Source organism: Komagataeibacter melomenusus (genome assembly GCF_013155395.1).
In the GTDB taxonomy this organism is placed as follows: Bacteria; Pseudomonadota; Alphaproteobacteria; order Acetobacterales; family Acetobacteraceae; genus Komagataeibacter; species Komagataeibacter melomenusus.
In genome coordinates this window covers 50,192-73,182 of the sequence record NZ_JABJWC010000010.1, presented here as the reverse complement: position 1 = coordinate 73,182, position 22,991 = coordinate 50,192, and the positions used below count along the sequence as shown (strand labels likewise).

General features: G+C 60.0%; 23 protein-coding genes. 10 read left to right on the top strand and 13 right to left on the bottom strand.

What is annotated here, in order from left to right; translation table 11 throughout:
* Nucleotides 1-60 precede the first annotated feature (60 nt).
* Nucleotides 61-984 carry a signal peptide peptidase SppA gene (sppA, locus tag HNW77_RS06225; protein ID WP_172156131.1) on the top strand — a complete coding sequence of 308 codons (924 nt, stop codon included), beginning with the start codon at nt 61-63 and terminating at the stop codon, nt 982-984.
* A 27-nt stretch (nt 985-1,011) separates the two neighbouring features.
* Entirely contained in the window at nt 1,012-1,305 is a 294-nt protein-coding gene (ihfB, locus tag HNW77_RS06220; RefSeq protein ID WP_110569229.1) for an integration host factor subunit beta, read from the top strand.
* Nucleotides 1,306-1,463: 158 nt separating this feature from the next.
* Here ihfB and HNW77_RS06215 read toward each other — a convergent pair whose 3' ends face one another.
* Nucleotides 1,464-2,348: a LysR family transcriptional regulator gene (locus HNW77_RS06215; RefSeq protein ID WP_014104779.1), complete on the bottom strand. Its 885-nt coding sequence runs from the start codon at nt 2,346-2,348 to the stop codon at nt 1,464-1,466.
* A 103-nt stretch (nt 2,349-2,451) separates the two neighbouring features.
* Entirely contained in the window at nt 2,452-3,408 is a 957-nt protein-coding gene (gene trxB / locus HNW77_RS06210) for a thioredoxin-disulfide reductase (RefSeq protein ID WP_172156130.1), read from the bottom strand.
* A 144-nt stretch (nt 3,409-3,552) separates the two neighbouring features.
* Here trxB and HNW77_RS06205 point away from each other — a divergent pair, with 144 nt between their 5' ends.
* Nucleotides 3,553-4,023 (top strand): Lrp/AsnC family transcriptional regulator, encoded by a 471-nt coding sequence (locus tag HNW77_RS06205; RefSeq protein WP_061275817.1) that lies wholly within the window; start codon nt 3,553-3,555, stop codon nt 4,021-4,023.
* Nucleotides 4,024-4,033: 10 nt separating this feature from the next.
* A complete protein-coding gene (locus tag HNW77_RS06200; protein WP_276592061.1) occupies nt 4,034-5,494 on the top strand; it encodes an ArnT family glycosyltransferase in 1,461 nt (486 codons plus the stop codon).
* A 236-nt stretch (nt 5,495-5,730) separates the two neighbouring features.
* On the opposite strand, the gene HNW77_RS18065 is transcribed toward HNW77_RS06200, so the two are convergent.
* The gene (locus tag HNW77_RS18065) at nt 5,731-6,021 is read right to left on the bottom strand and encodes a hypothetical protein (protein WP_306665925.1); all 291 of its coding nucleotides are present in this window, start codon (nt 6,019-6,021) and stop codon (nt 5,731-5,733) included.
* Between HNW77_RS18065 and HNW77_RS17675 the strand changes: the two genes are divergently transcribed.
* A complete protein-coding gene (locus HNW77_RS17675; protein WP_241694327.1) occupies nt 6,010-6,351 on the top strand; it encodes a hypothetical protein in 342 nt (113 codons plus the stop codon). The two genes, HNW77_RS18065 and HNW77_RS17675, sit on opposite strands and share 12 nt — an antisense overlap.
* Nucleotides 6,352-6,491: 140 nt before the next feature.
* Here HNW77_RS17675 and HNW77_RS06190 read toward each other — a convergent pair whose 3' ends face one another.
* The 3 genes from HNW77_RS06190 to HNW77_RS06180 all read right to left on the bottom strand — a co-directional run bounded on the left by HNW77_RS06190 (nt 6,492) and on the right by HNW77_RS06180 (nt 7,844).
* Nucleotides 6,492-6,842 carry a response regulator gene (locus HNW77_RS06190; protein WP_172156126.1) on the bottom strand — a complete coding sequence of 117 codons (351 nt, stop codon included), beginning with the start codon at nt 6,840-6,842 and terminating at the stop codon, nt 6,492-6,494.
* Nucleotides 6,839-7,369 (bottom strand): NUDIX hydrolase, encoded by a 531-nt coding sequence (locus tag HNW77_RS06185; protein ID WP_408886766.1) that lies wholly within the window; start codon nt 7,367-7,369, stop codon nt 6,839-6,841. Before HNW77_RS06185 ends, HNW77_RS06190 begins: the two co-directional genes overlap by 4 nt.
* A gap of 79 nt (nt 7,370-7,448) precedes the next feature.
* Nucleotides 7,449-7,844: a hypothetical protein gene (locus HNW77_RS06180; RefSeq protein WP_241694322.1), complete on the bottom strand. Its 396-nt coding sequence runs from the start codon at nt 7,842-7,844 to the stop codon at nt 7,449-7,451.
* Between the two features lie 168 nt (nt 7,845-8,012).
* On the opposite strand from HNW77_RS06180, the gene guaA reads away from it, so the two are divergent.
* Complete coding sequence (gene guaA / locus HNW77_RS06175) at nt 8,013-9,614, top strand: glutamine-hydrolyzing GMP synthase (protein WP_172156155.1); 1,602 nt, start codon at nt 8,013-8,015, stop codon at nt 9,612-9,614.
* Between the two features lie 295 nt (nt 9,615-9,909).
* Nucleotides 9,910-11,166: a tyrosine-type recombinase/integrase gene (locus HNW77_RS06170; protein ID WP_172156125.1), complete on the top strand. Its 1,257-nt coding sequence runs from the start codon at nt 9,910-9,912 to the stop codon at nt 11,164-11,166.
* Here the strand turns inward: HNW77_RS06170 and HNW77_RS06165 are convergent.
* Together HNW77_RS06165 and HNW77_RS06160 are read right to left on the bottom strand one after the other, a co-directional pair.
* Entirely contained in the window at nt 11,132-11,416 is a 285-nt protein-coding gene (locus HNW77_RS06165) for a helix-turn-helix transcriptional regulator (RefSeq protein ID WP_172156123.1), read from the bottom strand. The genes HNW77_RS06170 and HNW77_RS06165 overlap by 35 nt on opposite strands.
* Nucleotides 11,417-11,840: 424 nt before the next feature.
* Nucleotides 11,841-12,809 carry a carbon-nitrogen hydrolase family protein gene (locus HNW77_RS06160; protein ID WP_172156121.1) on the bottom strand — a complete coding sequence of 323 codons (969 nt, stop codon included), beginning with the start codon at nt 12,807-12,809 and terminating at the stop codon, nt 11,841-11,843.
* A gap of 116 nt (nt 12,810-12,925) precedes the next feature.
* Here HNW77_RS06160 and HNW77_RS06155 point away from each other — a divergent pair, with 116 nt between their 5' ends.
* The 3 genes from HNW77_RS06155 (at nt 12,926) to HNW77_RS06145 (ending at nt 14,633) form a co-directional block, all read left to right on the top strand.
* Nucleotides 12,926-13,849, top strand: a complete 924-nt coding sequence (locus HNW77_RS06155) for a LysR substrate-binding domain-containing protein (protein WP_172156119.1) — start codon at nt 12,926-12,928, stop codon at nt 13,847-13,849.
* A gap of 277 nt (nt 13,850-14,126) precedes the next feature.
* The gene (locus tag HNW77_RS06150; protein WP_010512663.1) at nt 14,127-14,327 is read left to right on the top strand and encodes a type II toxin-antitoxin system CcdA family antitoxin; all 201 of its coding nucleotides are present in this window, start codon (nt 14,127-14,129) and stop codon (nt 14,325-14,327) included.
* Nucleotides 14,328-14,633, top strand: a complete 306-nt coding sequence (locus tag HNW77_RS06145; RefSeq protein WP_172156117.1) for a CcdB family protein — start codon at nt 14,328-14,330, stop codon at nt 14,631-14,633.
* A 364-nt stretch (nt 14,634-14,997) separates the two neighbouring features.
* Here HNW77_RS06145 and HNW77_RS06140 read toward each other — a convergent pair whose 3' ends face one another.
* The 5 genes from HNW77_RS06140 to HNW77_RS06120 form a co-directional block, all read right to left on the bottom strand.
* Entirely contained in the window at nt 14,998-18,393 is a 3,396-nt protein-coding gene (locus HNW77_RS06140; RefSeq protein WP_172156115.1) for a DEAD/DEAH box helicase family protein, read from the bottom strand.
* A gap of 146 nt (nt 18,394-18,539) precedes the next feature.
* The gene (locus HNW77_RS06135) at nt 18,540-19,538 is read right to left on the bottom strand and encodes a hypothetical protein (protein WP_172156113.1); all 999 of its coding nucleotides are present in this window, start codon (nt 19,536-19,538) and stop codon (nt 18,540-18,542) included.
* The gene (locus HNW77_RS06130) at nt 19,538-20,677 is read right to left on the bottom strand and encodes a restriction endonuclease subunit S (protein WP_172156111.1); all 1,140 of its coding nucleotides are present in this window, start codon (nt 20,675-20,677) and stop codon (nt 19,538-19,540) included. The genes HNW77_RS06135 and HNW77_RS06130 overlap by 1 nt, the downstream gene beginning before the upstream one ends.
* Nucleotides 20,674-22,287 (bottom strand): type I restriction-modification system subunit M, encoded by a 1,614-nt coding sequence (locus tag HNW77_RS06125; RefSeq protein WP_241694321.1) that lies wholly within the window; start codon nt 22,285-22,287, stop codon nt 20,674-20,676. Before HNW77_RS06125 ends, HNW77_RS06130 begins: the two co-directional genes overlap by 4 nt.
* Nucleotides 22,241-22,525 carry a HigA family addiction module antitoxin gene (locus HNW77_RS06120; protein ID WP_172156109.1) on the bottom strand — a complete coding sequence of 95 codons (285 nt, stop codon included), beginning with the start codon at nt 22,523-22,525 and terminating at the stop codon, nt 22,241-22,243. Before HNW77_RS06120 ends, HNW77_RS06125 begins: the two co-directional genes overlap by 47 nt.
* Between the last annotated feature and the right edge of the window lie 466 nt (nt 22,526-22,991).

Genomic DNA, 22,991 nt, shown 5'->3' with positions numbered 1-22,991 from the left:
CCTGTTTTTACGTTTGATCCTGTCTTCGGTATGGGCAGTATCCATGGTATTGCCCTAACCATGGATACCAGCCCCGATATGTCTTTGCACGCCACGTCACGCCGCCGCCAGCTTCTGCTCTGGCGGGGGAGTGCCGTGGCTTTTTTTGTTCTGGCCTGCCTGCTGGCCATCAGCCGTTCGGGTGGGCTGGCGGGGCACGCGCCGCATCTTGTCCATCTCAAGCTGGCGGGCGTCATCGGCACGGATGAGCATGAGAATGTCGAGGCGCTGAAAAAGGCGGCGGATGATGCCTCGGTCAAGGGGCTGGTGCTTGAGGTCAACAGCCCTGGCGGCGCGGTGACGGGCGGGGAGGTGCTGCATGATGCCGTGGCCGCCTTTGCGCGCCGCAAGCCGGTTGTCGTGTCCATGGGCAGTGTTGCGGCTTCGGCGGGGTATATGGTGTCGGTGCCTGCCAGCCGCATTTTCGCCAACCGTTCCACCCTGACCGGCTCGATTGGCGTGCTGCTGGAATCGCCCGATGTGTCCGGCCTGCTCGAACGGGTGGGCGTGCATGTGGACCAGCTTGTATCCGGCCCCATGAAAGGCCAGCCTTCCGCCGTGCAGCCGCTCTCGCCACAGGGGCGCGAGATGCTGCAGGGGGTTATTGCCGATCTTTACGGTTTTTTCGTTACCGTCGTGGCGCAGGACCGGCACATGAAGCCCGAGCGCGTGCGTGAACTGGCCGATGGCCGCCCCTATACCGGCCAGCAGGCGCTCGGGCTCGGGCTGGTTGACCAGATCGGCTCGCTTGATGATGCGCGGCAGTGGCTGCTCGGCGCCACGCATCTGCCCGATGATGCACCGGTGAGCGATATCGGGCCGCAGGCAACCCGGGTCAACTGGCGGCACTGGATCGCGGGCGTGCTGTCGGGCGTGCCGGGGGCGGAAATGCTGTTGGGGGAAAGTAGTATGCTTGACGGGGCCGTTGCGATCTGGAAACTATAATTTCTCGTTTAATTTGAGGGGAACAGGATGACCAGATCGGAATTGATCGCCGAGCTTGCCGCTGCCCGACCCCATATCCCCCTGCGGGATGTGGAACGTATCGTTCAGGTCATCTTTGCTGAAATCAGCAATGCCCTGATGCACGGCGACCGGGTGGAATTGCGTGGCTTTGGGGCGTTTACCGTCAAGAAGCGCGATGCCCGCACCGGGCGGAACCCCCGCACGGGGGAAAGCGTATCGGTGGATGAGAAGGTCGTGCCCTTCTTCAAGGCAGGCAAGGAACTGCGCGAACGCGTCAATTCAGCCCCCGCTGCCGATTGAATGCGGCGGCGGGCATTGTGTTTTTCAACGATGCCCTGAAACAGGAAGAGAGAAGCCGATGGGTGCTGCCTTTTTTCAAAAAGGCGGCGTTCCTTCAGGCTTGTGGGCAGGCCGTCACCCCGGCCGGAAGGAACCGGCACGGGTGACGTCGTGCGCGCTTAATGGCGGGCGTTGATTTCCGCGAGCAGGAAGTCACGGAAAACGGCCACGCGCTTTGAGGTGCGCAGTTCCTCGGGGTAGACGAAGTAGGCATCCACCGTAGGCAGCGGCACCTCGGGCAGGATCTTGACGAGGTTGGGGTACTGCGATGCCGCATAAAGCGGAATCGAGCCAATGCCGATGCCGGCCGCGATGGCGCCCGCCATGGCGGCAAGGCTGTTGACCTCGAGGCGCGCCTGGCGGCGCTCATCGGAGGGTACGCCGGTCTCGGCCAGCCAGTTGATGTGCGGCACGGGCGGGTGATACCCCCCGAACAGGATCAGCTTGTGGGCGTTGAGTTCTTCCAGCGTGCGCGGCGTGCCGTAGTCATTGAGATAGGACTGCGAGGCATAGATCGGCAGCGGGAAGTCGGCCAGGTGCCGCTGGATCAGGTCCGGCTGGCGCGGCGGGTGCATGCGCACGGCCACGTCGGCCTCGCGCATGCCCAGATCAAGGTCGTTATCTTCCAGGATCAGGGTAATCGAAATATCGGGGTTGGTTTCCATGAACCGGTGCAGCCGTGGCGTAAGCCAGCAGGTGCCAAAGCCGGTTGTGGTGGTCACCCGTAGCCGACCGGCCGCCTTTTCCTTGCTTTCCGTCAGCAGGGACTGGGTCATGGCGAGCTTGGAAAAGACTTCCCGAACCGTCTGGTTCAGCGTCTCGCCCTGCTCGGTCAGGATCAGCCCCCGGGCATGCCGGTGGAAAAGGGGAACCTGCAGCGCTTCTTCCAGGGCTGAAATCTGCCGCGATACCGCAGACTGGCTCAGGTTAAGCACGTCGCCGGCATGGGTGAAGGACCCTGCCTCGGCTACAGCATGAAATATCCGGAGTTTATCCCAGTCCACGCGTTGACTCCGCTTTCTATTATAAAGGGCGCGCCAAATGTTATGACACTAAAGGCTTGTGGTGAAGGAAATGCTGGTGCAGGTCAAGGACTCATGCAGTCCTTTACTGACCTTGGGCAAGAAAGCGCTCGGCCTCGAGTGCGGCCATGCAGCCGGTGCCCGCGGCAGTGACCGCCTGCCGATATACCTTGTCCTGCACGTCACCTGCGGCAAATATGCCTGGCACCGAGGTGCGTGTGCTACCGGGTGTCGTGACGATGTAACCATCCGTATCAATGGCCACGACATCACGAAAAATTGTGGTATTCGGGGCATGGCCGATGGCAACGAACACGCCATCCACATCGATATGACTGCTCTCGCCCGTGACCGTGTCGCGCAGGTCCGCCCCCGTGACCACGGCGGGCGTGCCGCTGCCGGTAATGCGTTCGACCGCCTTGTTCCACAGCACCGAGATCTTGGGGTTGGCATGCAGGCGGTCCTGCAGGATCTTTTCCGCCCGCAGGCTGTCGCGGCGGTGGATCAGGGTGACGTGGCTGGCGTGGTGGGTGAGGTACAGGGCCTCCTCCACTGCCGTGTTGCCGCCGCCAATCACGGCCACGCGCCTGCCGCGATAGAAAAAGCCATCACACGTGGCGCAGGCCGAAACACCCCCGCCCTGGAACTCTTTCTCGCCCGGCACGCCCAGCCACTTGGCCTGGGCGCCGGTGGCGATGATGACGCTGCGCGCCTCGTACACCGTGCCGGAATCGCCCGTGGCGTAAAAGCGGCCGCTGCCGTCCCTGCGGGTGAAATCGCATGAAACGATGATGTCATCCATCATCCGGGTGCCGACATTGCGGGCCTGCTCGGCCATCTGCTCCATCAGTTCCGGCCCCTGTATGCCCTTGGCAAAGCCGGGATAGTTCTCGACATCGGTGGTGATCATGAGCTGGCCGCCGGGTTGCAGCCCGGCCACGAGAACGGGCGAGAGGCTGGCGCGCGCGGCATAGATGGCAGCAGTATAACCGGCGGGACCCGCGCCGATGACAAGCAGGTCGGTAGAAACGGTCTGGGGCATGAGATCGGGAAAACCTATCGTATCGTCATAATTTCCTTTGGTATGGTCGTCCACTGGCGTCCGTGCAAGGGTTGGAGTAGAAAGTGCTTCATTATCGTGGCACCCGGCCCGGCGGTTGCCCCCTTGTCGAGAGATGGAATGTGCATGGCGGAACGGATGGCTGATCTGGATGCGATTGATCGTCGGATTGTGGCCGAACTTCAGCTCGACGGACGCATGACGAACGTGGAACTGGCGCGGCGGGTCGGCATTTCCGCGCCTCCATGCCTGCGCCGCATGCGCAGGCTGGAGGAGGACCACGTGATCCGTGGCTACCATGCCGATACCGATGGCGCGCGGCTGGGCTGGTCAATCACGCTTTTTGCCCTGATCGGCCTGGACAGCCAGAAGGAAACCGTGCTCGCCGCCTTCGAGGCGCAGGTCTCGGCCTGGCCGGAGGTGCGCGAGTGCCACATGATTCGCGGCGGTGGCGATTTTCTGGTGCGCCTCGTAGCCCGCGACGCAACGCATGAAAACCTGCTGACCCGCCAGTTGACCGAAGCCACCCATGTGGTGCGCGTGCAGACGCTCCAGACCATCCGCACCAGCCTCAACCGCCCCGGCGTGCCTGTGTGAAGGCAAGGGCGTGACGTTCAGGGACCGCGGCTGGCTGTACCTGCTTGGCCTTGTGGCCTGCCTGCGGCTGGTGGTGGCGGCATTCCTGCCGCTTTCGCCGGATGAGGCCTATTACCGTATCTGGGCGCTGGCGCCTGCGGCAAGCTACCTGGACCACCCGCCCATGGTGGCGGCATGGATCAGGCTGGGTATGGCGCTTGGCGGCGATGATCCGTTTGGCGTCAGGCTGGTGGGCGTGCTGGCGGGGGCAGGGGCCTCGTTTTTCGTGTTCCGGGCGGTGCGTGACCTGCTGCCCGGGGCCACGCCCGCGCTGGCCTGGCGGGCCTGTGCGCTGTTGCAGGCAACCCTTGCGCTGGCCATCCAGTCCGTTGTCATGACACCGGACATGCCGGTGCTGTTCTTCCTGTCCGTGCTGCTGTGGCTCATGGGGCGCATCGTGGCCGGAGGGGGCGCGCGCTGGTGGCTGGCCGTGGGCCTTGTGGCCGGGCTGGCGTTTGACAGCAAATACACCGCCGTGCTGCCCGTGGCGGGGATTGGCCTGTGGTGGCTGGGCGTGAGCCTGTTGCAGCGCATGAAGGGGCAGGGCAGGCATTGGGCCGCGATTGCGGGTGGGCTGGTGCTGGCCGTGCTGTGCGCCATGCCCGTGCTGTGGTGGAACGCAACGCATGGCTGGGCCAGCTTTGCCCGCCAGGGGGGGCGCACGGCGGACTGGCACCCGGCAAGGGCCTCTCAGTTCCTGGGCGAATTGCTGGTTGGGCAGGTGGGGCTGATGACGCCGGGCATTGCCGCGTTTTTCCTGTGGGGGCAGGTGCGTGCATGGCGGCTGGCCCGACAGGTGCCCGGTGCGGCGCTGCTGGCCTGTATGGTCGCCGTGCCCGCCTGCGTGTTCGTGCAGCATGGCATAGGCGACCGGGTGCAGGCGAACTGGCCGGTGGTGATCTATCCGGCGCTGGCCGTGGCCACGGCGCTGGTGGGCTGGCGCTGGGGGCGGTGGGCGGTTGGCGGCGGGTTGCTGGTGGGCGCACTGGTGTACGGGCAGGCGCTGTTTGCCCCGCTGCCGCTTTCTGCCCATACCGATGTGGCGCTGCGGCAGATGGCAGGGTGGCGTGGGCTGGCGGCGGATATCAGCGCCGTGGCCAGACCCGGCGAATTCGTGGCCGCATGCGATTACGGCACGGCGGCGGAACTGGCCACGGTCCTGCCCGGCCGCACCGTAGTGGGCATGGAGCCGCGCTGGGCGCTGTTCAACCTGCCGCATGACGTGACGGGCGGAGGCATCATGGTCTGCAACCCGCGCCGCACGTTTGATACGGATGTCTTCGCCTCAGTGGACAGGCTGGGCACGGTGATGCGCGGGCGCAGGGGGCGTGTGGCCGAGCCGGTTGGCCTGTACCGCGTGCAGTTGCGCACTGACCTGTCAGCCGCCCGGCGCCAGGCAATGGCGCGCCTGCCGACAGCGGGCGGAAGATAGGACCGGACGCGGCAGGGGCGCGTGCAGGCACAAAGAAGATGCTTCATGCGCCCCGATTACTGGCGGCAAGGGGCCGGTTTGTTCGTATTCCCTGACATGTTCTGTCAGGAAAGGGCGCTTTATATCCTGCTTTCAATCGATATTCTGTCATTCCGGCCCGCGCATTCTCCGCACATAGCCCGTAAGGATGACTTCCGATTTCAAGAGCCTACCATAAAGGCAACGTTGCTGAAGATTTACGGATCGCCACCCGTAGAATACTGGAAACTGAACGGCTGGAAGATCTGTCGGTGCGTCGCCTGGCACGGGAAGTCAAGGTAGCGCCAGCTAACTTCTATAATCATTACGGTAATCTGGATGATCTTCTGCTGGAAATTGCTGCGGATTCCTTTCAGGCTTTCCGCAGCCAGATCGCCCATATCAGCCGGACATCCACGAACCGGACGGAAGCATGGAAACGGATCGTTTTCCATGTCGTCAACTTTGCCCGCCATAATCCCCAGCTCTATCGGCTGATGTCCGGCCATGTTCAGGATGCCTGGGCCTGTCCCCGCTACCGACTGGCGGCAGGCGCTGCGTTTGAAGACCTCATGGCGCTCATATATGGCTACAGGGTCTTTGCCATGACCGATGATTTCGGCCCCGATGACATGAAAACCCTTGGGGACAGGGTGCAGCTTGGCTACGGGCTGTACGCCATGCTGTGCGGTCTGTCGAACATGCTTGCTCTCAATGGTGGTATAAAATCATTTGCCCTGGCTGATACATCCCAAGACAGTCTTGCCGCTTTTCTGAACAGTATCCTCGATGCCTTCCTGAAAGGCAGGTTGCCGGAGGGTGCTGGCAATACGGCATGAATGAAAACGATAAATATCTTTGCTGAAGCTGCTTGCCAGAAAACCGCGGGCAAGGCGGTCTTCTGCCCCCACAGCCAGCCTGCCGGAATGTCCTCGCCGCATATGGCCGGTGGCGTGCGGGTGAGCGGCCCGCACGCGGCTCAGTCCACCACGGGCAGTGCCTGGCGTACCTGTTCGAGCATGGCCTTCATGCGGAAAGGTTTTTCCAGCAGCGGCAGGGGGGCGTAGCCTGCCAGGCGGTCAGGATCGCCGCTCATCACGATGACATGGCTGCCGCGCGCGCGGGCGGCGGCAATGAAGGCATCGGGCTCGCCATCGGGCAGGGTCAGGTCCACCAGCGCCAGTGCGCAGGGGTGGCTTTCCAGCGCGCGCATGGCATCGGCCACGCTGGGGCATATGGTGGCGGTAATGCCGTCGGTTTCCAGCATGGTGGCAACCAGTTCGGCAATCATGGCCTCGTCTTCAACGATCAGCGCGGTGCGGGCGGTCATGACAGGAGGCTTTCGGCCCGGTGGTGGGGGGCGGTATCGCCCGTGCGGGTTTGCGGGGCGAGTGGCCACGGCGCAATGCCACGGGCTGACAGGGCCAGGGCGCCGAGTTCGGGCAGGCCGGGGCTGAAGGCGGCCGGGTGGGCATGCACCTGCTCGAGATCGAACCAGTCCACCGCATCCGCGTCGTCGCCGGCATGGATGTCGGTCCAGCCATTGTCGTGGCATTTCACGGCCACGATCAGGTAGTGAAAGCGGATTTGGCCCCTGCTGTCACGATCGATCAGGTCAAAGGCGGTCAGCGTGCCTTCGGCATGGGTGATGAAGCCGGTCTCCTCGCGCAGTTCACGCGCGGCGGCATCGAAACAGGTCTCGCCATGCTCGATACGCCCGCCGGGAAAGCCCCACAGCCCCTGATCGGGCGGATTACGGCGGCGCACGAGCAGCATGCGCCCCTTGCGCACGATGATGGAAAGAACGGCTCCGGCCAGTGTCATGTTATCGGACATGAATGGAATATATCGGATCACGGCCCCGCATCCATGCCTGTACGGGACCGACGCGTTCCCGATTGCGTGAACACGCCCGCGCGGGGCGCGCGGCCAGACGCTATCGGTGCAGCACGATATGTGCCCGGCAGCGCGGCGTGCCATAGATGCCCACAATGGTCTTCCCCTCGGGGTGGGCCTCGAACACCATGGGGAAGGCCGCGCCCGAGGGCTGCTGGAGCAGGGTCTCGGCGTGGTAGTGGGCGTATTCCTTTTCGGGCTTGCCCCGCAGCGGCACGGAGCCATCGGCGGGGGTGAAGGTGAGGGTTTTCGACCCGACCTGGAAGGTGGAGGTATCGCGCGTCTCATCGGAGCAGTTGCCCTTGTCGGCCACGAGCTGGCCGGTCCACAACCCTTTCGGATCATGCAGCGCATCGGCTGCGGCGGGTGGGGCAAAGGCCACGATGCCGACAAGGCCAAGGGCCACCACTGCTGGCCGCGCGAGGCATGCAATCATGTAAACGGACCTCCGGGTTCGGTTTTGGAACACGGCAGGCGACATGGGCCTGCCTCATGCCTTATATTGTGCTATCTGCGCCCGAAAGACTATCCCACCCTTGCGCCGGGTCGCCCGTTCATGCTGGAAGCCCTGTGTATCGATAATGCCGCGACCGAAAGACACATGATGAACGACACCGTGAATACAGCCCCCCCACCGGCAGGACTTGATGAAACCCTGCATGAAGACCGGATCCTGATTCTGGATTTCGGCAGCCAGGTCACGCAGCTGATTGCCCGCCGCGTGCGCGAGAGCGGGGTGTATTGCGAAATCTGGCCGTATTCCAGCACGGCCGAGCGGATTCGGGCCTTTGCGCCCAAGGGCATCATCCTGTCAGGCAGCCCGGCCAGCGTGCTTGACGAGAATGCGCCCACCATTCCGCCGGTGGTGTTTGAACTCAACGTGCCGGTGCTGGGCATCTGCTATGGGCAGCAGGCCATGTGCCGCATGCTGGGCGGCAGGGTCGAATCATCCGAACACCGTGAATTTGGCCGCGCGCATATCGATATCATCAAGGATTGCGCGCTGTTTCGCGGCACGTGGGCGCGCGGTGGGCGCGAGCAGGTGTGGATGAGCCACGGTGACCGCGTGACCGCGCTGCCGCCCGGCTTCCAGGCCGTGGCCGTGAGCGAGGGCGCGCCGTTCGCCATCATCGCCGATGAAGGCCGCAGGCTCTATGGCGTGCAGTTCCACCCCGAGGTGGTGCACACCCCGCATGGTGCAGCCCTGCTGCGCAACTTCACGCACGGCGTGGCGGGGTGCCGGGGCACCTGGACCATGGCGGGCTTCCGTGACATGGAGATCGCGCGCATCCGCCAGCAGGTCGGCAAGGGGCGGGTGATCTGCGGGCTTTCGGGCGGGGTTGATTCCTCGGTGGCCGCCGTGCTGATCCATCAGGCCATTGGCGACCAGCTGACCTGCATTTTCGTTGATCCGGGCATCCTGCGCGCCGGTGAGGCGGATGAGGTGATCCGCACCTTCCGTGACCGCTTCAACATTCACCTGATTCACCGCGATGCCTCCGACCTGTTCCTCAATGCGCTTGAGGGGGTGAGCGACCCCGAAATCAAGCGCAAGACCATTGGCCGCCTGTTCATCGAGGTGTTCGAGGAAGAAGCCGCCAAGCTTGGCGGTGCCGAGTTCCTGGCACAGGGCACGCTCTACCCCGATGTGATCGAGAGCGTGAGCTTTACCGGCGGTCCGTCGGTGACCATCAAGTCGCACCACAATGTGGGCGGCCTGCCCGAGCGGATGAAGATGCAGCTTGTCGAGCCGCTGCGTGAACTGTTCAAGGACGAGGTGCGCGAACTCGGCCGCGAGATGGACATTCCCGAAGCGATCGTGGGCCGCCATCCGTTCCCCGGCCCCGGGCTGGCCATCCGCATCCCCGGCGCCATCACGCGCGAGAAACTGGCCCTGCTGCGCCGTGTTGATTCCATTTTCCTTGAGGAAATCCGTGCAGCCGGGCTGTATGACGCCATCTGGCAGGCCTTTGCCGTGCTGCTGCCCGTGCGCACCGTGGGCGTGATGGGCGATGGCCGCACCTATGATTACGCCTGCGCCCTGCGCGCCGTAACCAGCACGGATGGCATGACGGCGGATATCTATCCGTTTGACATGTCTTTCCTCAACCGTGTGGCCGGGCGTATTGTCAATGAAGTGCGGGGTGTGAACCGCGTGACATATGACATTACCTCCAAGCCGCCGGGAACGATTGAGTGGGAATGATTCACAAGGGGTCCTGAAGTATCCCATTCCCTCCCCGAACCCTACCTAACATACTGAAATAAAAAGTTAATGTCGTCGTCTGCTATTGCAGACTATCGATGTGCACAGGTTGGTTTTGACGGTATGCGTGACGGACCTCGTCAGGCTTGCCAGTCGGGAATTGTGTGAATACCGTCATGGGCAGATGGGCCTGTGACGGTATTTTTTTTACAATAAGTCTTTGTAAACAGATGCTTTTTCGCCGAAACAGCCCACCAAAATCCCTTGACGGTATTTTCGGGTCGGAGGCGGTGCAATGCTTACGGATGCTGCAATTAGATCGTTGAAACCAAAAGGAAAAAAATACAAGGTCGCGGACCGTGACGGGATGTATGTCCTCGTCACGGAAAAAGGCGTGGTGTCCTTTCGAATGGACTACCGTCTGAATGGACGGCGCGAGACCGTGTGTTTGGGGAAAGACGGTCCAGGGGGACTATCGCTCGCGCGTGCACGGGAGAAGTGTATTGATGCGAGACGCGCTCTCGCGGAAGGAATTTCTCCGGCGATCGAGAAGCAGCGCAACAAGCGGCGCCTCAAGGAGGCCAGAAGCTTTGGCAAGCTGGGAGAGAAATGGCTGCAGGCTGCAGCAATGGCCGATAGCACCCGGGCCATGCGTCGCGCAATTTTCGAACGGGAACTGCTTCATGTCTGGAGCAATCGTCTTCTGACCGAGATCACGCCGAATGATCTCAGGACGCATTGTGCAGCGATAGTCGATCGCGGTGCGCCGGCGACGGCGATACACGTTCGGGATATTGTAAAGCAGATCTACAACTTTGGTATTTTGCACGGAGAGAAGGTTGCCAATCCTGCCGACGAGGTCGGACCATCATCGATCGCGACCTTCGTTCCCAAGGACCGTGCACTTTCTCCCGCTGAAATTCGGGTGTTGTTCCGGGTGATAGAAAACGTACCGACGTTGCCGACCATCCGCCTGGGAATGCGGTTCTTTTTACTGTCCATGGTCAGGAAAAGCGAATTGCAGGACGCTGTCTGGGATGAAGTTGATTTCGAGAATGCTGTCTGGACAATTCCTAAAGAACGCATGAAGCGTTCAAAGGCACATAATGTGTATCTCTCTCATCAGATGCTGGACATATTGATCGCATTGAAAACGTGTGCAGGAAATTCGCGGTACCTACTACCGTCTCGCTATGATGCAGACGCGCCGATGTCCCGCGCGACATTCAATCGCGTGACCTATTCGGTCGTCGATCAGGCCAAAAAGGATGGGCTGTCGTTGGAAGCTTTTACGGTCCACGACCTTCGTCGCACGGGATCAACGCTTCTGAATGAACTGGGCTTCAATAGCGACTGGATTGAGAAATGTCTTGCTCATGAAGACGGGCGTTCTTCGCGGGGCGTCTATAATAAAGCAGAATACGAGCTACAACGGCGTCATATGATGCAGGAGTGGTCGAACACCGTGGATGCCTGGATCGCAGGTAAGAAATACGTGCCCAACCTGGTGTCACCATCTATGCCGTTGTTCGAGCCGGATCCTGCCCTTTGATCGGGCGCGTTCGCCTCTGCCTTACGTCGGGACCTCTTGCCGGCATATTTGGTTTCGAACGCCGTTCTTCCAACCATGCTTCCACTTCGGCCAGGTCCCACACGACACAGCGTGGCGAAAGACAGAAGCGGCGCGGGAATTCACCGCGTTGTTCCATTTCGTAAATTGTGCTGTCGGCCAGTGGCACCATTTCACGCAGTTGGTGCCGACGGATTGATTTCCGGGGAGACGATATGGCTCTGGCGTGCATTGATCTAACCTTTCCTGTTGGCGCTAATAATAAGAGCCAATAGGTATCGTTGTGCGGAAGTGTATTTTCTATCGCAGGAACAAACGGGATAGAAACGGATAAAAATAGGATAGGGGCAGCTGTTTATACAGGATCTGGATGTCTGTACAGCATAAGGTCAGTCTGTGAAGAGACAGTTCTCAATGCGTATGCCCTGTTGCATGATTGGCGGATCGTCGGAACACGCCTCATTGGCGACATGAGGAACCCAGATTGAAGTTCTGGATAACAGACGTTGCATTACAGTTCCCCCATTTCTGCAACGTGGGGATTTCAACCGATTGGCAAGTGTGGATTGACTGGCAAGAAAATCGGTCCGCCTCAGTACGCACAGGTCTTGAGGCGGCTGCCCAGCCTGAATGAGGGCAATCCAGCATGGATTTATTCATTCGGCCTCTTCCTCGGATAGGGACAAAGCAGAGACTGGCTCCGAAAAGGACACAGGACGCCGTGCTGCATCGTTGATATGCAGGCTGAAGACATCGGGACGGGCGTAATGTCCCGCAATGTCGAGGTCGTATTTCCCTCGGATGACATCATCCAGATCGATATCGGCCGTTATGATGGCTTCGCGGTCATAGACCGGGCCAGCGATGATCTCGCCAAGCGGATTGACGATTACGCTACCACCACGGATGAGCACGGTTTCGGGGTTGTTGCCCTGATGACACTCATACTGTTCCGGGGCATCGGCACGCGTCATGTACTGACACGCGCTCAGAACGAAAGTTCGTCCTTCATAGGCGACATGCCGCATCGAGGCCTGCCAGATGTCGCGCTCGTCCACCGTAGGCGCACACCATAGGTTGATACCGCGTGCATACATGCTCTGGCGCAGGTCCGGCATGTAATTCTCCCAACAGATTGCGGCACCGATACGGCCGATCCCCGTCTCGAATATCGGGATGGTGGAGCCGTCCCCCTGTCCCCAGACCAGCCGCTCGGTTCCCGTTGGCATCAGCTTGCGGTGCTTGCCAAGCAGCGTACCGTCAGGGCCGAAGAAAAGCGCCGTGCAGTAAAGCGTGGCGCCATCGCGTTCGATGACACCGACGACGAGATGCGCCTTCATCTTCGTCGCAAAGGAACCTATCCGCGCCGTCTCCAGCCCTGGTACGGCGATCGCCGACTTCCAGTAACGCAGATACGCGTCACGCCCTTCGGGAAAGCGGCTTCCCAGAACCGCCCCGAAAGTCAGCCCCTTGGGATAGCCCCCGACATAGGCTTCGGGAAAGACCGCAAGTTCGACACCCTGTGCCGCAGCGGCCTCGCAATGCGCCTCCATGCGCTCCAGGGTCCATGGCGTGTCAAATAGGCTGGTTCCCGTCTGGATGACGGCGACGCGATGCTGGCTCATGTCCTGATCTCCCGTGGCTGTGGCTGTGGCTGTGGCTGTGGCGGAGGGCGGTGGCGAGGAGAGTGGACTTTCGCCCGTTATCGGGCAAATTGAATGTTTTGATAGTCAGAATCACCATGGTCGATATTTCTCGTCTCGATTTCAATCTGGCCACCACCTTCCTGGCGCTTTGGGAAGAACGTAGCGTATCGAAGGCGGCACGGCGGCTGTCACTGAGTCAGTCGGCCGTCAGTGCGACGCTTGCACGCCTGCGTGAAGCGGCGGATGACCCCTTGTTCGTGCGCACGCGCGACGGGATGCAGCCGACCCAACGGGCCATTGCGATGGCCGAACCGCTGCAAAGTGGGGCGGCGCTGATCCATTCGGCTTTTTCGTCGGTGACTGCTTTTGATCCGGCAACCAGTCGTCAGCATTTTTCCCTGGGCATGTCAGACGATTTTCAGATTGCGGCCGGTCCCTTGATCGCCCGGCGACTGGCCGCAGAAGCACCGCGTGTTTCAGTAACCTTTAGGCAGGCCAACCGACACAGGGTCGAGGCTCTGTTCGAGGCAGGTGAAATCGACTTTGCCGTGGTCGCGCAGCCGACCGTGCGCTCCGGCCTACTGCAGCAGCAGATCGGACAGTCCGGTTATGCGTGCCTGCTTGATCCGGCCGCCTGTGGCATCACACTGCCCCTGTCACTGGAGGACTATCTGACGCTGCCGCATATTCTGGTATCGTTCTCCGGGCGCAAGGGGATTGTGGATCTGGTATTGAAGAAGATCGGGCGTACACGCCGGGTGCAATCTGCATTGACGCATTTCTCCGCATTGCCGCCGTTTCTGGCTGGCGCGCGCGCGGTTGCCACGCTGCCCCTTCATGCCGCAAGGAGCCTTGCCGCCGTCTCGGACCTGACCGCTTGCGCCGTCCCCATCAATCTGGGGCAGTACTCCGTCTCGTTACTCTGGCAGCGCATGGCGGATAATCCTTGGATGCGTCAGATTATCAGTGATGCATTCCGAGGGGTGTTACTTGATGTGGGGGCAAACTGTGAGGACTGACCCAGCATGCTCAGTGCCCGCATTTCGATAACGGACTTGCGGCTCCCCCCGCTTTCCCGCCTGTCTTCTGGGTAAGAACAAAGTGCATAGGCAGCAGTCGCCTTCATGTCGGTCATAAGATAAAGCCGTTGAGACATCCCGAAAGCGGTCATACCTTCGCGCAAAAATATGGATATACAAATGCGCATAAACATGTGCTATATTCTGGTCACTAGTATATAGGAGCAAAGCTATGGTTCGCGTGCATTCCGGCACTCCATCACGTCGCCCCACAAATGTGACGCTACCCGCTCAGCTGCTCGAAGAAGCCAAGTCGTTAGATCTCAACATCTCGCAGGCCTGCGAGCAGGGGCTTAAGTCAGCGATCGCGTCGATCCGTGCTCAGCAATGGCTGGCAGACAATCGCGCTTCTCTCGAAGCCTCACGGCAGTATGTTGAAGAGAACGGGCTTCCCCTGGCGGACTATCGGAACTTCTAAGTGGCCCGTTTTGATGTGTATCGTCTGGCCGGACGGGGAGAAGCACGTTTCGTTCTGGATGTGCAGGCAGATCTTCTGGACGCCTTGGGTACCCGTGTCGTTGTTCCGCTGCTGCCGCAGGGAACCGCACCAAAGCCTGCAAAGAGGCTGAACCCGGTGTTTATGGTTGACGACTGTCCCTTTGTCATGATGACGCAGTTTATGGCCGCAGTTCCAGACCATGATCTGAAGAAGATCATTGCTTCATTGTCGCTTTGCCAGGACGAAATTACTCAGGCGCTTGATTTGCTTCTCACAGGTTTCTGAAACGCGACGGTGGTCGGCTTACGCCTTGATCCCAGACATTCCGTCCGTAAGCGACGTTCCCGTAAGCCGACATTGATGGGTAGATTTCTGCGCGGCAACATTGCGGGGACTGAACGCACGACAGGGCAGGTGGAGAGACCAAAAATGCCACCTGCGGACACTAAACGTCTCGTCATTATGATGCGATCATCATCCTATAACGCTACCTGCCTAACAATGATCCTCTGACGCCAGTTCGTGCGTGATTATGAGCGCCGCATTGACGTGTCACAGTGTGAATAGCCCCAGAATTTATATTTAGGGGCAGCTGCTTTGGTGGGCATGAGAGATGTGTTTTTGATTTGCGACAATGAGAAATAGTTCATCACGCAGCAACTGCGTCGTTCAGAGTTCTCACAATTTGAATAATCTCTTTAGCCTGATCTCGGTTGAAGATGCCGGCGATGCCCATGTCGTCCAGATCGGTGAACGGACTCTCGTAGAAGCTGGCCGGGTCGACATACCCGGCCTCCGTCAGGCTATTGATAACCAAGTCGAGGAACTCGGTCTGGTCGGCGTTCAACTGGTGTAGCCCCACGAATGTGCTGAAAGCCTCCTTCGCGGCAGCTTTGTCCAAGCCGGTCAATGACCGCAAGAAGCGCCCGAGACCCCCTTCCTTGTCGAGGTCAGCGATGAGGGTATCATTCGCGATCTCCTGCTCGATCAGCATGCGCTGCAGCTCTTCGAGATCCTGCTTGGTCAGGGGCTCACCCCGGCGGACCTTGATCAGGGTGATGTGGTCACGATGATTGTCGATGAAGTGACGGACCTTCATCTTGAAGCGCGCCTTGTCCACGCCGCTGCCCACCTCCGGCATGGTGACCTCGGTCCCTTCGCCGATGTCATCCTCGAAGTCGGTGACGACCACCTTGCGCTCCACCGGCTTGATGAGCTCAGCCAGGTGGCGAAGGCGTCGACGCACGGTCTCCAGGATCTCCGGTGTGATGCTTTCCCAGAAGGTGTCAGTCTGAATGTCGAGAATCAGCTCCATTTCCTTCGCCACGAGAGGCACGTTGTCGATGCCTTCCAGCGCCGAAGCGAAGCTGATGATCCGCATCTGGAGCCGGGTGAAGGCTCCGGTCTGCTTCAGCAGCTCTAGCTGTGTGGTCAGAAGCAACAGGTCGAACTGCTTCGCGGGCAGGTTGCCATCCTCGAAGGCCGTTGGCAGCCCGGCGACCTCCCCGATCAGCGTCAGCCGGTCGTCGAGGGTCAGGTTGTCCCAGCCCTTCGGGTCGCGGAACTTCTCGACACTCCGCCGCTTGGCCCGGACGATGAAGTTGTCCAGTGGCATGCCAAGTACCTCGTCATGGAGCCGCCTTTTGATGTCCTTGATCAGCACCTCGTGCGGCTCGCCAGCGTCTGCCAGGGCCTCGATCAGTTCGACGCGTGAGCCGAACAGTCGCTCGCCTAGCGGCTTGGCCGCGGGGCCATCAGTCCTGTTAGGGTTCTCTTGGAAGAACTCAAGGTTCTGGCAGTAGTCGAAGATGACGAACTGCTGCTTGTCCTCGCCCGGGCCGAACAGATCGGGGCACAGGCGGGTGCCTCGACCGACCATCTGCCAGAACTTGGTCTTGGACCTGACGATCTTGAAAAAGACGAGGTTCACGACCTCGGGCACGTCGATGCCGGTATCCAGCATGTCGACCGAAACCGCGATGTGTGGGGCCTTGTCCGCTTCGGAGAAGTCGTCAATCAGCGACTGGGCGTAGCTGACGCTGTAATCGATCAGCTGGGCGAATTGCCCCTTGTAGTACGGATAGGCCTCATTAAAGCGGTCGACGATGAACCGGGCGTGCTTGCTGTTCTTGGCGAAGATGATCGTCTTGCCCAGCCGGTCGCCCCCCTCGACCTTGATCCCGTTGCGCATCAGGTGCTCCAGCACCTTGTCGACCGTGTCCTTGTTGAAAAGCCACTTGTTCAGGTCGGCACTTTCGACGCGGTCCCGCTCTGTGCCTTCCTCGTCCCACTCGATGGCGTCCCAGGCTTCCTTCTCTTCGTCGGTCAGCTGATCGTAGTCGATGCCGTCGCGCTGGAACTTCAGCGGCACGGAGATGGTGGTCGGCCGCACGAGGTAACCATCGCCCACGGCATCATCAAGGTCGTAAGCGTCGGTTGGCACGCCCTTCTCAAGCCCGAACAGGGAATAGGTGTCCTTGTCGATCTCATCGCGCGGTGTTGCGGTCAGCCCGACCAGCAGGCTGTCGAAATACTCGAAGATCGCCCGGTATTTGCGGTAGACCGACCGGTGCGCCTCGTCGATCACGATCAGGTCGAAATGACCGGGGCCGTAACGCTTTTCGCCGCCCTTGCTCTCCTCGATCAGCCCCATCATTGTTGGATAGGTCGACAGGCAGACCCGCGCTCCGGCGTGGTCGTTCTTCTTGGTGTCGTGCCGCTCAAGCAGGTTGGCCGAGGGCGTCGAGGGCAGATGCGCCTTGAACGCCCCGTGGGCCTGCTTCACCAAGGCGATCCGGTCGGCCAAGAAGAGCACGCGCTTCACCCGGTTGGCGCGCATCAGCTGGTCGATCAGGGCGATGACGGTCCGGGTCTTGCCGCTGCCCGTGGCCATGACCAGCAGGGCCTTGCGTTGAGCGTCGCGTTCGATGGCCTCCCCCACACGGCGAATGGCGCGCTGCTGGTAATGGCGCCCCGCAATCTCCGGGTCTACATCGACCTTCGCCAAGGGGCGGACGTTCTCGCGACGCTGCAAGAGCAGCTGCAACTCATCCTTCTTCAGAAACCCCGAGATCCGTCGCGGCGGATAGGCCTGGTCGTCCCAGATCCAGTGCTCATAGCCGTTACTGGTGAAAATTACCGGGCGGCGACCGTATCGCTTTTCCAGACAGTCAGCGTAGAGCTTCGCCTGCTGCTGCCCCGTCCGGCTGTCTTTTTTCGTCCGCTTGGCCTCGACCAAACCCAGTGGCTTCCCGTCGTCACCCCAGAGCACGTAGTCGACGTAACCGTCACCGCTCTGGGTGGGCATGCCCGTCACGGCGAACTCCCGGTCCCGCTCCTGATCGAGCGGCCAGCCCGCCTCGCTCAGAAGCAGGTCGATGAAGTTGTCGCGGGTCTCGGCCTCGCCGTAATCATGGTCGTCCTGCACCGTGCTGTTAGCCTTGCGCAGTGCGGCCATTTCCGCCCGAACGGCGGCTAGCTCCGCATCCAGCTTGGCGCGCCCCTCTTCAGAGGCACGAAGGGCTTCCTCGGCCTCCACTGCGCGCTTGCGCTCGGCCTTTATGTCCACTTCAATCTTCTGAATCTGCGCCACGGTGCTGGCGGTGATTGTCAGCGACTTCTCCAACTTCCCGGCGTCGAAAGTCAGCGCCGGGTCCGGGCGCTTGATCTTTGCGTAGGTCCGGGCAATCCAGTAGCAGACATGGAACAGCTCGCGCACACAGGCGCTGGCATCATAGGCGCTCAGAGGCTTGCCGGTGTCATGGGCGGCGCGGTTGCCCTGGTCCTTGATGTAACGGGCCTTGATGACGACGGCGGGGCCGGTCAGTGCCGCCAGGCTCGGCTCTGCAATCATCGCGGCCAGCGTGTCGGTGTAGACCCTCCGCAGCGCCGGGTCGGTCCGGTAGAGCCATTTCAGCGCCGTCTCAAGCGTCAGTCGCGCCCAGAAGCACGCGCCACGCGGGTCGGAGAGCGCGTGGGTCTCGGCCTTGCTCGCCGTCTTGAAGATGGCTGGAAAGTCCGCTGACAGAAAACTGAACTGGCTCATGTATTAGCCCCCTGAAAATCGAATTCCGTTTCACCCAGAATAGCTTGATCAAGAGAGAAATCGGCTCCTGTGGTCACGAACTGACGTATGCCTCTTTGGATTGCATAGTTTTGGTAACACTGGTGAAACTGGTGGTCATCTAATCCTCAACCCAAATAAATTTTTTCGCGATCAGTGGTCGAATTTAGGTAAGGGAAAAGCCCCGTGAGGACGACGGACATAGACAGCAAGTCACGCATATCAATTTCACACTTACGGCTTCTTGGGCGGCCAGCATGCCTAATGCCGGGATAATCTGAGGCAAACCGGTAGAGTTCTTTCGCTGAGTTCAAAACAGCAGCATGCGGCCACACCTGTGCCGTGTCGCACATCGCACCAAAAGTATTTACCTCATTCCTCCTGCGTGCTCCGCTAGCTATGTCCGCATTGAAAGCCAGTACATCCGGATGCTGGGACAGAAGTGCCTCCAGCAGATTGAATTGCGCGGCGATGCAGCGTTTGACCCGGGTCGGAGACCGTTCATCCCGCAGGTCAATGATCGTTTCTTCGAAAGCTGCCATCAACTCGGCCAGATCAGGATCCTGATCTGTTGCTGTCTTCAGCTCCCGCAGCATCTTTGTGAACATGCACGGGAGAGTCGGATAGATCGACATCCGGCGGTTATAGGACGGTCGGCGGACGTCGTAGCGAAAGCTGAACTTCTCAATGAAAGTCTGGACGGCAACGAGGTACGCGTTTGACAGCTGATCGCCGCCGGCATCATCGAAGGGTTTGAAGGATTTCTCCAGAATTTCGACAATGGCATGTTCCGAGGGCGCGTCATCGAAAAAGTTGCGGATGTAATCCCGCGCGAGCCCGTCGTCTGTGCTGGCATCCATGTAGGTCTCCAGCGTGGCTTGATGTCGTTCAAGAGCCGCTTCGTAGGTTGCCCGCGCCTCAAGGTCCTCCAGCAGGTGCAGCTCACCGTCGTTGTTGTAAGATTGGTATGTCGGGGCGACCGGCGGCATCGGCCTTGGTAACGCCGACTGCAGGATATCCAGCCACAAGTCTTCGACCTCGATTTCGTTTTCTTCAATGAACTCGAACAAAGGTTCAAGGACCTCGATCACCAGCAGGCTTTGAACACCCAGAAATTCACCACGCATCAGAGCTTCCCCCGGAAGGCGCGGTGCTGGAGGGAGGCGAAGATGGAGGTGGCTTTTTCCTGAGAAATTTGGTAAAATTCACGTTGTCTCTCTAGCTTCGTCACGCGATTTACGAAATTCTCCTGCGCACCAATGGGCGGCATTGGAATGTCAAATCGGCGAGTTTGATCAGTCGTCAAATTTGTCCAGATGGCACCTGTTCCCTTGGCCTTATTTTCGGTCATCCCAGCCAAAAGAACTTGATACAGGAAACGGGGCATAATCTTCTCAGAGAGATCTCGAAACCCGACAAATCCATCGTGGATACAGGCGTCACAGGCCAGAATTGCGGGTAATCCGACCGCTCCGCTGACAGCCATGACAACGGAACCAGCGTCCATATGTCGACTCTTTCTGGCTCCTGCCTCCGTCAAACTGTCGATGCAGGGAGTCACGAGCATTCCGTCTCGCGTAATGTCGGCAATCATCAGCCTCGGAACATCGCCACCAAAGTAGCGCGGATCACCTTGTGGTCTTGGTGAACTTCCTCGGACGATTGTGCAAAGCTCCCCGAGCAGTTTCCGGGGTATGTCGTGGTCGGACCGGGGAAACATCTCATGAAAGATTGCCTGACCGAGAGTGTTCAGTTTGTCGAGGGCGCGGGTGCGGAGGCGGCAGAGCTCTGCTGCCTGATCCAGTATTCCCGCAATCCGCTTCTGCTCCTCCAGCGGCGGGAGGGGGATTTTTAGACCACGCAGAACATCCAACTTGATGCCTTTGACCGTCGCGCCTGTTGCTTGTTCTAGGAGTTTGTCGCTGTTACCTAGGAGTGCGTGATATAGGTACCGGGTATCTACGTCAGGCTTTGGAAAGAGAGCTTTCAGATCTTGATTAATTGCAAGGTCGATAGTGTTGATTGCGGCCTTTCCAACCGCCATGCGAGTTGGAACAATGATATGGCCAGCAGGGATTACTTGGGTGGCTGACGCAGCGACACCTTCAGGCGTTATCCTGTCGACGGTTCGATCCAGAACTCCGCTCTTAAAATCCTTTACTGATGCCCATGGTATGTCTCCATTCCAATATGCTGGAACCTGCTTATCAGGGGTGCCTCCACCTCTGATGTCAACGATCTCTCCCAGAGGGATCAAATTCGTCATCCCAGCATCCCCTCAAGCCGATCCAGCCCCTCGGCGATCTCGGCCTCCAGCGCGCGCAGCTCGGCGATGATCTCGGCGGGGGCGACGTGGGTGACCTCCTCGTGCTCGATCTCCTTGTAGCGGTTCAGCGACAGGTCCCATGATCCGGTGGCGATGATGTCCTCCGCGGGCACCATGAAGCTTTGCGCGGTGCGGGGCCGCGCGGCCTCGGCGTCCCGATCATTCCAGCGGTCGAGGATGTCGGGCAGGTTGTTTTTCGCATGCTCCTCGGGCGAAAGCGCCTGCATCGGGCAGACGCCCAGCTTTTCGGCCTCCATAAGGGGCGTGCGCTTGTCATCAAGGCTGAAGCCGTCCGCCGTCATGTCGTAGAACCACACCCCCTCCGTACCGCCGACGCCGGTCTTGGTGAAGACCACGATGGCGCAAGACACACCGGCATAGGGACGGAAGACGCCCGAGGGCAGCTTGATGATGGCGTCGAGCTTGTGTTCCTCGACCAGCATCTTGCGAACGCCCTTGTGGGCGGTCGACGAGCCGAAGAGCACCCCGTCCGGCACGACCACGGCCGCGCGCCCGCCGATCCGCAGCTGCCGCAGGAAGAGCGCCATGAAGAGCAGTTCGGTCTTCTTGGTCTTGACGATCTTCAAAAGGTCCTTGGCCGTGGTGTCATAGTCGAGCGATCCGGCGAAGGGCGGGTTGGCAAGGATCAGGGAATAGGTGCCCGCGTCGGTGCCATGCTCCTCAGCCAGACTATCGCGGTAGGAAACATCGGCGTTCTCGACCCCATGCAGGGTCATGTTCATCGCGCCGATCCGCAGCATGGTCGCGTCGAAGTCGAAGCCGTGGAACATGCTATTGTGGAAGTGGTCGCGGGTTTCCTTTTTTCGCAACATCTCCGGGTGGTGGTCGCGCAGGTATTCGCCCGCCGCCACGAGGAAGCCGCAGGTGCCCGCCGCCGGGTCGCAGATGGTGTCGCCGGGCTGCGGCTTCATGATGTTGACCATCAACTCGATGATGTGTCGGGGTGTGCGAAACTGGCCATTGGTGCCCGCGCTGGCAATCTTGCCCAGCATGTATTCGTAAACGTCGCCCTTGGTGTCGCGGTCATCCATGTGGATGTCGTCGAGCATCTGCACGACCTTGGCCAGTAAGTTGGCGTTGGAGAAACCAAGCCGCGCGTCCTTCATGTGGGTGCCGTAGGACGAGCCTTCCTCACCTAACTGGCGCAGGAAGGGGAAGACGTGCTCATCCACGATGCGCATCATCTCTCGGGCCTCGAAATGCTTGAAGCGGGACCAGCGGAGATTGTCGTAGGGCTCGCCCTTGTCGTCGGCCCCTTCGGGGAAGATACGGCGGGCGATGGGAAGGCCGAGGTCTTCTGACTTGCGCTCCTCAACCGTCTGGAGGTCGTCAAGCCGCTTGATGAACATGAGGAAGGTGAGCTGTTCGATCACGGAAAGCGGGTTGGAGACCCCGCCGGACCAGAACGCGTTCCAGATCTGGTCTATCTGGGTTTTGATTGTGCCTGTGATCACTTGCTGCCTGCTGTAATTGTCGCGCGGTTCATGTGCATGAGGGGCGCCTTGTAAATGACCGGACTTCGATCTCATGGGCGCGGGCCATGACCGTTTCCAGCTCGTGGTTCATTTGCCGTTCCATCCAGGACCGGGCGGAGGTGCCGAATGCCTTTTCAAGGCGTAGCGCCATCTCCGGCGAGATGCCGGACCGCCCATTCAGGAGGTTGCTGAGAGTCTGACGGTTGCACCCGAGCACCCGTGCGGCATTGGTGACGGACAGGCCGTTGGGATCAAGGCACTCTTGGCGAACAAGGATTCCGGGATGGGTCATGCCTGCTCCTCCATTGCTGAAACCGTAGAGTGATAATCGACGGTTATCAATAGGTCGTCGTGCGCATAGTCGCGTGAATTAGTGGATAGGCCCACATTCACGCAGCCAAGATGCCGGTCAGAATGACAGTTGGGACGGAATGTCCGCTTCTACCTTGTGGCAAGGCTGCGTTCGCACGCGCGGCGAACTTCCGATATCGCCCTTTGTGTCGGAGCCTACCGCCATGCTGCGCTCGCCAGCTATGGGCCGCAACGACCTCGCCACGGCTGCGAGACTGGTGGCCTGGCCTTGGCTCGACAGTTATTTACCCCGATGCTTCGTTGCAAAGGGGGCCAGACCGACGCATAGCAGATGCAACTGGTCGAGCATGACACAATTCATGGTATCCGTTATCAATTCGGATAAATTTCCAATTATATATCGATAATTACTACAAATATAAAAAATAAAGTAGTAATTGTAGATA

Excerpts from the sequence above, each read along its gene's own strand:
- sppA (WP_172156131.1), top strand. The coding sequence starts at position 61 with ATGGATACCAGCCCCGATATGTCTTTGCACGCCACGTCACGCCGCCGC.
- ihfB (WP_110569229.1), top strand. The coding sequence starts at position 1,012 with ATGACCAGATCGGAATTGATCGCCGAGCTTGCCGCTGCCCGACCCCAT.
- trxB (WP_172156130.1), bottom strand. The coding sequence starts at position 3,408 with ATGCCCCAGACCGTTTCTACCGACCTGCTTGTCATCGGCGCGGGTCCC.
- HNW77_RS06205 (WP_061275817.1), top strand. The coding sequence starts at position 3,553 with ATGGCGGAACGGATGGCTGATCTGGATGCGATTGATCGTCGGATTGTG.
- HNW77_RS17675 (WP_241694327.1), top strand. The coding sequence starts at position 6,010 with ATGTCCGGCCATGTTCAGGATGCCTGGGCCTGTCCCCGCTACCGACTG.
- HNW77_RS18065 (WP_306665925.1), bottom strand. The coding sequence starts at position 6,021 with ATGGCCGGACATCAGCCGATAGAGCTGGGGATTATGGCGGGCAAAGTT.
- HNW77_RS06190 (WP_172156126.1), bottom strand. The coding sequence starts at position 6,842 with ATGACCGCCCGCACCGCGCTGATCGTTGAAGACGAGGCCATGATTGCC.
- HNW77_RS06180 (WP_241694322.1), bottom strand. The coding sequence starts at position 7,844 with ATGATTGCATGCCTCGCGCGGCCAGCAGTGGTGGCCCTTGGCCTTGTC.
- guaA (WP_172156155.1), top strand. The coding sequence starts at position 8,013 with ATGAACGACACCGTGAATACAGCCCCCCCACCGGCAGGACTTGATGAA.
- HNW77_RS06170 (WP_172156125.1), top strand. The coding sequence starts at position 9,910 with ATGCTTACGGATGCTGCAATTAGATCGTTGAAACCAAAAGGAAAAAAA.
- HNW77_RS06165 (WP_172156123.1), bottom strand. The coding sequence starts at position 11,416 with ATGCACGCCAGAGCCATATCGTCTCCCCGGAAATCAATCCGTCGGCAC.
- HNW77_RS06160 (WP_172156121.1), bottom strand. The coding sequence starts at position 12,809 with ATGAGCCAGCATCGCGTCGCCGTCATCCAGACGGGAACCAGCCTATTT.
- HNW77_RS06155 (WP_172156119.1), top strand. The coding sequence starts at position 12,926 with ATGGTCGATATTTCTCGTCTCGATTTCAATCTGGCCACCACCTTCCTG.
- HNW77_RS06140 (WP_172156115.1), bottom strand. The coding sequence starts at position 18,393 with ATGAGCCAGTTCAGTTTTCTGTCAGCGGACTTTCCAGCCATCTTCAAG.
- HNW77_RS06135 (WP_172156113.1), bottom strand. The coding sequence starts at position 19,538 with ATGCGTGGTGAATTTCTGGGTGTTCAAAGCCTGCTGGTGATCGAGGTC.
- HNW77_RS06130 (WP_172156111.1), bottom strand. The coding sequence starts at position 20,677 with ATGACGAATTTGATCCCTCTGGGAGAGATCGTTGACATCAGAGGTGGA.
- HNW77_RS06125 (WP_241694321.1), bottom strand. The coding sequence starts at position 22,287 with ATGAGATCGAAGTCCGGTCATTTACAAGGCGCCCCTCATGCACATGAA.
- HNW77_RS06120 (WP_172156109.1), bottom strand. The coding sequence starts at position 22,525 with ATGACCCATCCCGGAATCCTTGTTCGCCAAGAGTGCCTTGATCCCAAC.